Below are 5,156 nucleotides of genomic sequence, written 5' to 3'. Positions count from 1 at the left end.
TGCCTCGTCGGGCCCTGCCCGGTTGGGCGCCACCTCGGCGAGCCCTGCCTCGTCGGGCTCTGCTCCGTCGGGCGCCACCCCGGCGAGCCCTGCCCTTGCGGGCTCTGCTCCGTTGGGCGCCGACCCTGCGGGCCCCGCCTGGTCGGGCGCCACCCCGTTGGGCCCCGCCTCGTCGGGCCCTGCCCTGTTGGGCGCCACCCCGGCGAGCCCTGCCTCGTCGGGCCCTGCTCCGTCGGGCCCCGTCCCGTTGGGCCCTGCCTCGTCGGGTGCCGTCCCGTTGCGCCCCGCCTCGTCGGGCCCTGCCCGTCGGCCCCGTTCCGGCTCTCCAGCCTCCTCCCTGCCCGCGCCCCGGACCGGCTCCGAGGCTCCGGCCGACCCGGCGCCGCGGTTCATTTCGCCGTCGCCCGCCGAGGCCCCGGGCGCTCCGGTCCCCGCCCCCTGGGCCGGGGCCCCGACTACGGCCGGCCCCGCGCCGCGAGCCGGGGCTCCGGCCGGGCCGGTGCCCGGTACGGCGGCCGACCCTTGGGCCGAGGCCCCGGCCGGGTCCCGGCCCGGGTCGGCGACCGGCGGTGGGCCGTTGACGTGGCTGGAGGGCGCTCCACGGGCCGGGGTTCCGGTCGAGCCCCCGGCCGGGCCCCTGGCGGGGCCGGAGGCCCGGCTCTGGACCGCGCCCGAGCACGGGGACGGAGCGGCCGCGCGAGGCGGGTCCCCGACGTCGGCCGGGCCCGCGGTCCCGTCGGCGCTTGCGCCGACCCCTGCTCCGAGCGAGCCGGTGGCCGAGTCGTGGGCCGGAGCCCCCGTCCTGCCGCGGCGAGCCTCCGGCGCGGCGCTGCCCGCTCAGCGGGCCGGCGACATGGGCCAGGGGGAGCCGTGGGCCGACGGCCCGGGCCTGCCCGGCGAGCCCGGGGACGAGGAGGAACGGCCCGTGCTGCCCCGGCGGCGGGCGCAGCAGCACCTGGCACCGCAGCTGCGCGAGGCGCCCGTACCGCGCCCGGCCACGGACGCCGAGCAGCCGCTGCACGATCCGGGCCTGATGGCCGCCTTCCAACGGGGCTTCGGCCTCGCCCAGTCGGAGAACCAGCTATGACCCCGACAACCCACCCCAGCAAGGAGCACACCCCCATGGGCGGCGAAGTGGCGACGAAGACCGGCAGTCGGCTCTCGGACCTCGACTGGCTGCTCAGCGGCCTGGTGCAGCGCGTGCCGTACACGCGCAGCGCCGTGCTCCTCACCGCCGACGGCCTCGTCACCTGCGTGCACGGCCTGGACGCCGACAGCGCCGACCACCTGGCGGCCCTCGCGTCCGGCCTGTACTCGCTGGGCCGCAGCGCCGGCGCCCGCTTCGGGGACGGCGCCGAGGTGCGGCAGGTCGTCGTCGAACTCGACACCGCGCTCGTCTTCGTCTCCGCGGCCGGATCCGGGACCTGCCTGGCCGTCCTCGCCGGCCGCGAGGCCGACGCCGGCGTGCTCGGCTACGAGATGGCGATGCTGGTCAAGAGCGTGCGTCCGTACCTGGCGGCCCCGCCGCGGCGGCCCGCCGCCGCCCCGGAGCGATGAGGGTCCGCGGTACGGGGGCGTACGCGAAGGGGCGGGACACGCCGTGGCTCGACGACTCGGCGGGCCGGGTGATGCGCCCGTACACCGCCAGCGGCGGGCGGACCCGGCCGGGCGTCTCGCTCGACCTGCTCTCGCTGGTGACCGCGACCGGGGCGCGCCCGCGCATCCCGTTCGGGGCCGAGCACACCCTCGCGCTGCGGCTGTGCGCGGGCGCCGCCGCGGTCACCGTCGCCGAGGTGGCCGGGCAGCTGCGGCTGCCGGCCGCGGTGGTGAAGGTGCTGCTGTCCGACCTGATGGAACACGGCGCCGTCATGGCGCAGGCGCCGAGGTTCCCCGGCATCGGCGGCGACGGGTTCGCCGCCACCGACCGGTCACTGCTGGAGGCGGTGCTCGATGGCCTGCGCAGACGGCTCTGAAGCCCCCGCGCCCGCCCCCGCGACCTTGAAGATCCTGGTCGCGGGCGGTTTCGGCGCGGGCAAGACCACCTTCGTGGGCGCGGTGAGCGAGATCGAGCCGCTGAGCACGGAGGAACTGCTCAGCGACCTCAGCGCCGCCGCCGACCCGCTGCACGGGGTCGAGGCGAAGACCACCACGACCGTGGCCCTCGACTTCGGCCGGATCACCCTGGACGAGCGCCACGTGCTCTACCTGTTCGGCACACCCGGACAGCACCGCTTCTGGTTCCTGTGGGAGGAGCTGTGCGCGGGCGCGCTCGGGGCGGTGGTGCTCGCCGACACCCGCCGCCTCGCCGACTGCTTCCCCGCCGTGGACTTCTTCGAGCGGCGCGGGATCGGCTTCATCGTCGCCGTCAACGAGTTCGACGAAGCCCACCGCTACACGACCGACGAGGTCCGCGAAGCGGTGGGGCTCGGGCCCGAGGTGCCCGTCGTACGGTGCGACGCGCGCCTGACCAGTTCCGGTACGGGGACCCTGGCCGCCCTCGTCCGGCACCTCCTGTGCATGTCCACGGGCACCGGCACGGCCGCTGCCGCCGTCAGCTGATCGTCTTCGGAGTCGGGGGAACCGCCATGACGTACTACGAATCGACCGGACACCTGCTGCTCACCCCGGTGGACCGGGAGGCGCCCGCGCGCGTCGTCCGGCTGCGCGAGCTGGGTCTGGGGGAGCGGACCGACGCCGAACTGGACGCCTTCGCGAGGCGGGTCGCCGACGTGCTCGAGGCCCCGTACGCGGGGGTCAACTTCATCGGTGAGGAACGGCAGTTCTTCGCCGGACTGCACCACGCGGCCGAGGCCCCGGCCCGCGGGTACCCGGCGCGGGTCCTGGCCCGCGACCACGGCTACTGCCCGCACGTGGTGGTCCGGCGGCGCGCGCTGGTGCTGGAGGACGTACGGGACTTCGCGCGCTTCGCGGGCAACGCGGTCGTGGACGAGAGCGGGGTGCGCTCCTACATGGGCGCGCCGCTGACCGACCGGCGCGGGATCGTCCTCGGCACGGTGTGCGCCGTGGACGTGGTGCCGCGGCGGTGGGGGACGGAGGGGCTCGCCACGGTGAAGGCGCTGGCCGCGGAGCTGGTGGCACTGGTGCACGAACGCGAGGACCGGGCGGAGACCCGCGCGGCGGACCGGCGGGGGTGAGGGCGACTGTCAGTGGTGGGGGCTACGGTCGTCGGACGAGGGTTCACCGGTGGCTGGAGAGGAGTCTCGGGGATGGCCACGACCGCACAGGACGTCCGCCTGATCGCGCTGTCGCTCCCGGACAGCAGCGAGAAGCTCGCCTGGGGCATGCCGACCTTCCGGGTCGGCGGGAAGATCTTCGTCGCGCTGGCCGACGACGACACCTCGATCGGGGTGAAATGCCCCAAGGAGGACCGGGCCGAGCTGATCGCGGCGGAGCCGGAGAAGTTCTTCATGCGCCCGGGCCACGACGACAACTACGCCTGGATCCGGGTCCGCCTGGAGGCCCTGCGGGACGCGGCCGAGCTGCGTTCCATCCTGACCGACTCCTGGCTCCAGGCGGCCCCGAAACGGCTGGTCGCGGCCCATCCGGAGCTGTCGGGCGACGCGGGCTGAGCGCGGGGCGCCGCCGTACGGCGCGGGGACCGGCGTCCGTGGCCGCCGCGGCCCCCGTGGAACCGGTAGCGGAAAAGGTGCGCGCGACCACCCACAGAAATGCGGTATCGTTCTCATGCGCGTTCGGCCAGGGGAAACCCCAGGTCAGCGGGTATCGGGACGTGGCGCAGCTTGGTAGCGCACTTGACTGGGGGTCAAGGGGTCGCAGGTTCAAATCCTGTCGTCCCGACTCGAGAGAGTCGCAGATCAGGGGCCGTTTCAGAGCAATCTGAAACGGCCCCTTGATCGTTTTGGGGGACCAGTTGGGGACCAAACCGGTTCGAGCGGGTCAGACGGCGGTCATTGCCGTGAGTGGCAGCGAACGAGGTGCACGGAGCACCATGAGGTGCGCGGACAGCGCGGCACCGGCTGCGGTGATCTGCCCGGCGTCGGGGTGCAGGTAGCGCTGAGTGGTGGTCAGCGAGCCGTGCCCGGCGATCTTGCGCAGGACGTTCAGCGGGACGCCGGCGTCGGCGAACCAGGTCAGTCCGGTGTGCCGCAGGTCGTGTCGTCGAAGGTGCTCGAAGCCGAGCTCGGCGACGACGTCGTCCCAGTGGGTGGCGTCACGTAGGACGGCGGGTGATGCGACCGCCACGCGGTCCGAAGAAGATCCGGGCATCGGGGTCATTGCCGACGGCCAGCAGCCGCTGGGCGACCATCGGCCGTACTTCTTCGATGAGGGGTACCTTGCGGGCGCGCTTTCCCTTTGTTGCCTTGTCGACGAGCCCGCCTTGGGCGGGGGTGGTCTGCCGTCGTACGGTCCAGATCCAGTTGTCGGTGTCGATGTCCTTGATGCGGACTCCGGATACCTCGCCGATGCGGGCTGCTGTGGATGCGGCGGGGTGACGACGTCGCCCCAGCCCTGGTATTGGCCGTATGAGCGGGCGACCAGGGCTTTGGCGAGGGCCTGGAGGGTCTCCCAGTCTGGCAGGGCCAGCGCACGCGGGTCGTTCAGTTCGTCCTCGACCTGCTGGTACTGGCGCTGCCAGCCGCTGACCCGGGCAGGGTTGACCTTGATGAGCCCGTCACGAACGGCCTGCTCCATGACGTGAACGAGGACGGCGATGGTGTTCTTCACGGTGGAGCGGCTGAGCTCGTCTGCGATCCACCGGTAGACGGTGCGGTCCACGGCGCCGTTGGTGATCATCCAAACCGGCAGGTGCCCGAGGGAGGGCACTACACGCAGACGCCAACCGGCCATATAGGGGTCGAGCGTCTTGAGTTCGAGCCCTCGAAGCGCGAGGTCCATGTTCGCGGTGCCGTAGTCGGCTAGGGCGTTTCCTTCGGATCATCTTGCTGACCAGATGAAGATGGCGGCGAGGTGGAGTCCGGCAAGGTAGATGGTGGCGGTCTTGTCGTAGCGGGTGGCAAGGCCGCGCCACTGCTTGAGCTTGTTGATGCAGCGTTCGACGGTGTTGCGCTGCTTGTAGGCCTCGCGGTCGAAGGCCGGTGGACGGCCGCCAAGTCGGCCGAGGCGCTTGCGGTTGGCGGCCTGGTCGACGGGTTGCGGGATCACCGCCCGGATTC

7 protein-coding genes, 1 tRNA gene and 2 pseudogenes are annotated in these 5,156 nt (G+C 73.3%); 7 read left to right on the top strand and 3 right to left on the bottom strand.

All coding sequences use genetic code 11. From position 1 onward, the window contains the following. Nucleotides 1-198, bottom strand: a pseudogene (locus ACIPYQ_RS25005) (immediate early protein); the annotation flags it as partial. A gap of 379 nt (nucleotides 199-577) precedes the next feature. Here ACIPYQ_RS25005 and ACIPYQ_RS25000 point away from each other — a divergent pair. The 7 genes from ACIPYQ_RS25000 to ACIPYQ_RS24970 all read left to right on the top strand — a co-directional run bounded on the left by ACIPYQ_RS25000 (nucleotide 578) and on the right by ACIPYQ_RS24970 (nucleotide 3,819). Beyond that, entirely contained in the window at nucleotides 578-1,087 is a 510-nt protein-coding gene (locus ACIPYQ_RS25000; RefSeq protein ID WP_401255076.1) for a hypothetical protein, read from the top strand. Beyond that, a complete protein-coding gene (locus tag ACIPYQ_RS24995) occupies nucleotides 1,084-1,557 on the top strand; it encodes a roadblock/LC7 domain-containing protein (RefSeq protein ID WP_401255073.1) in 474 nt (157 codons plus the stop codon). Before ACIPYQ_RS25000 ends, ACIPYQ_RS24995 begins: the two co-directional genes overlap by 4 nt. Beyond that, nucleotides 1,554-1,973, top strand: coding sequence for a DUF742 domain-containing protein (locus ACIPYQ_RS24990; protein WP_401255070.1), 420 nt, complete (start codon nucleotides 1,554-1,556; stop codon nucleotides 1,971-1,973). Before ACIPYQ_RS24995 ends, ACIPYQ_RS24990 begins: the two co-directional genes overlap by 4 nt. Further along, nucleotides 1,951-2,559 (top strand): GTP-binding protein, encoded by a 609-nt coding sequence (locus ACIPYQ_RS24985; RefSeq protein WP_401255067.1) that lies wholly within the window; start codon nucleotides 1,951-1,953, stop codon nucleotides 2,557-2,559. The genes ACIPYQ_RS24990 and ACIPYQ_RS24985 overlap by 23 nt, the downstream gene beginning before the upstream one ends. Nucleotides 2,560-2,585: 26 nt before the next feature. After that, the gene (locus tag ACIPYQ_RS24980) at nucleotides 2,586-3,155 is read left to right on the top strand and encodes a GAF domain-containing protein (protein WP_361751948.1); all 570 of its coding nucleotides are present in this window, start codon (nucleotides 2,586-2,588) and stop codon (nucleotides 3,153-3,155) included. A gap of 72 nt (nucleotides 3,156-3,227) precedes the next feature. Continuing rightward, nucleotides 3,228-3,590, top strand: a complete 363-nt coding sequence (locus ACIPYQ_RS24975; RefSeq protein WP_362233462.1) for an MmcQ/YjbR family DNA-binding protein — start codon at nucleotides 3,228-3,230, stop codon at nucleotides 3,588-3,590. Nucleotides 3,591-3,745: 155 nt separating this feature from the next. Beyond that, nucleotides 3,746-3,819, top strand: a tRNA-Pro gene (locus ACIPYQ_RS24970). A gap of 99 nt (nucleotides 3,820-3,918) precedes the next feature. Here the strand turns inward: ACIPYQ_RS24970 and ACIPYQ_RS24965 are convergent. Continuing rightward, a complete protein-coding gene (locus ACIPYQ_RS24965; protein ID WP_401255063.1) occupies nucleotides 3,919-4,878 on the bottom strand; it encodes a tyrosine-type recombinase/integrase in 960 nt (319 codons plus the stop codon). 39 nt (nucleotides 4,879-4,917) lie between these two features. Beyond that, a pseudogene (locus tag ACIPYQ_RS24960) lies at nucleotides 4,918-5,156 on the bottom strand (IS5/IS1182 family transposase); the annotation flags it as partial.

Source organism: Streptomyces sp. NPDC090045 (assembly GCF_044747975.1).
Classification (GTDB): Bacteria; Actinomycetota; Actinomycetes; order Streptomycetales; family Streptomycetaceae; genus Streptomyces.
This window is presented reverse-complemented; position numbering and strand designations above follow the sequence as displayed.

Bases quoted from the DNA above. Each gene is read 5' to 3' on its own strand.
- ACIPYQ_RS24965 (WP_401255063.1), bottom strand. From the start codon at position 4,878: ATGGACCTCGCGCTTCGAGGGCTCGAACTCAAGACGCTCGACCCCTAT.
- ACIPYQ_RS24975 (WP_362233462.1), top strand. From the start codon at position 3,228: ATGGCCACGACCGCACAGGACGTCCGCCTGATCGCGCTGTCGCTCCCG.
- ACIPYQ_RS24995 (WP_401255073.1), top strand. From the start codon at position 1,084: ATGACCCCGACAACCCACCCCAGCAAGGAGCACACCCCCATGGGCGGC.
- ACIPYQ_RS24990 (WP_401255070.1), top strand. From the start codon at position 1,554: ATGAGGGTCCGCGGTACGGGGGCGTACGCGAAGGGGCGGGACACGCCG.
- ACIPYQ_RS24980 (WP_361751948.1), top strand. From the start codon at position 2,586: ATGACGTACTACGAATCGACCGGACACCTGCTGCTCACCCCGGTGGAC.
- ACIPYQ_RS24985 (WP_401255067.1), top strand. From the start codon at position 1,951: ATGGCCTGCGCAGACGGCTCTGAAGCCCCCGCGCCCGCCCCCGCGACC.